2 protein-coding genes are annotated in these 1,760 nt (G+C 72.2%); both read right to left on the minus strand.

Translation table 11 applies throughout. The features are described 5' to 3' along the window. Positions 1 to 117: 117 nt before the first annotated feature. Complete coding sequence (locus tag DEIPI_RS0115040) at positions 118 to 1,260, minus strand: heparan-alpha-glucosaminide N-acetyltransferase domain-containing protein (RefSeq protein ID WP_027482308.1); 1,143 nt, start codon at positions 1,258 to 1,260, stop codon at positions 118 to 120. Between the two features lie 54 nt (positions 1,261 to 1,314). Beyond that, positions 1,315 to 1,548, minus strand: a complete 234-nt coding sequence (locus tag DEIPI_RS0115045) for a hypothetical protein (RefSeq protein ID WP_027482309.1) — start codon at positions 1,546 to 1,548, stop codon at positions 1,315 to 1,317. Between the last annotated feature and the right edge of the window lie 212 nt (positions 1,549 to 1,760).

The following is a 1,760-nucleotide window of genomic DNA, read 5'->3' on the forward strand; positions in this document are numbered from 1 at the left end:
GCGAGGCCGAGCGCGCCCGCGAGCAGCACGGTCGAGAGGGCGCGGAGTCTGCGGTAGGTGGTCATGAACGGTCCTTTCCTGCGCGGCGAGCGCGCGGCGAGCGAGGTGGTCGGGATGCTAGAACTTCCACACGAGGTTCCTGCGCGCCATCCACCACAGCGCGAGCCACACCACCCCGATGTACCCGAGCGTGTAGAGCCAGCCGCCCCACCACAGGCCCAGATCGGTGCGCGCGAGCGTCAGCAGGGACTGCTGTATGCTCTGGGACTTCCCGGTCCACGTGACCGTCCAGTCCTGCAGGATCCACGTCTTGACGAGGATCGGCGCGACGTACGCGAACAGCGCGTTGCGGCCCGCCCAGGTGAGCGGCGCGAACCAGCGTCCGTACCCGTGCGCGTCCGCGACGGAGTAGAGCGCGAGGATGCCGATCGTCGCGAGCCCCGCCGAGAACAGGATGTAGGACGGCGTCCAGACGGGCTTGTTGAACTCCAGCGCGAAGCTCCACGCCCAGCCCGTGAGGGTCATCAGAACGCCCGTGACGAGCAGGAGCCGCGTGGTGGACGGCCCCCCATTTACGCGGTCGCGCGCGCGCCGTACGATGTCCCCGACGACGCCGCCGAGCACGACGAGCGCCGCGGTCGGCACGACGGAGGGCAGGCCCCGCAGACCCAGCGGCGCGAGGATGGCGCCGTTGAGGTGATCGATGACGTTGCGGCCCTCCTCGAACACGCCGACGGAGCCGTCCGGCAGGGGCGTGAAGCGGATGAGGCCGTCGTAGCCGAGCAGCAGGGCCAGCGCGAGCCCCACGCGCCACCAGATCGGCCACCCGGCGGTGAGGCCGCCCACGAGGCTGGCGAGCGCGATGAGCTGCAGCACTCCCAGCCCGATGACGAGGCGGTGCGAGACGGCGCTGGTGAGCAGGCAGCCCACCAGGAACAGCAGCACCGTCCGCGAGAGGAGCTTGCCGACCAACCGCGCGCCGGTGATGCCCGCGCGGCGCGCGCTCGCGGCGGAGAAGGGCACGGCGACGCCCGCGCAGAACAGGAACCAGGGGAACACGAGGTCCGCGAGCGACAGGGAACCGCCCCAGGGCGCGTGCAGGAGCTGGCGGGGCGTGCGCCAGTCGAGCGCGACGTTGTTGACCAGCAGCATCAGGAGCACCGTCAGGCCGCGCCACGCGTCGAGCGCGACGAGCCGGGACGTGGGAGCGCGGGCCTCCGTGACCGGGCGGGCGTCGGGATGAACGGTGGGAGCGGCCATGTGGCTTCCTTTCTGCCGGTACGGAACGGCCGGATCGGGGCGGGGTGGGCGCGCTCAGGCGCCGTCTCGGGTGACCGCGCCGCCCCGCGTGAGGGCGCTCCACTCGTCGTCGAAGAGGGTGAGGGTGAGCGTGCCCCGGAGCCGCAGCCGCGAGAGGGCCGCCGAGCCCAGCACCGCCGCGAAGCGCTCGACGGGAACCTCCAGCGCGCGCTGCGCCGCCGAGGCGGCCTCGCGAACCTCCACGAGCGCGGTGGCGCGCGAGAAGTACGAACAGGTGACGGTGCGCATTCTCAACCGTCCTTCGGCGCGGGGAACGCGAGGCGTCGAGCATCGGAGACGTTCATCAGGGTCGGGCTCCTGTCCTCATTGTTCCCGTGCAGATAACGCCCGCATGGAAGCGTGAAGGTCAGGTGTCGGACACGTGGGCGGGCAGCACCACCCGCGCGCGGGTCCCGCCGCCGTCGCGCCGCTCGAGACGGACGCGGCCCGCGTGGGCCTCC

The organism is Deinococcus pimensis DSM 21231 (assembly GCF_000519345.1).
Lineage (GTDB): Bacteria > Deinococcota > Deinococci > Deinococcales > Deinococcaceae > Deinococcus_A > Deinococcus_A pimensis.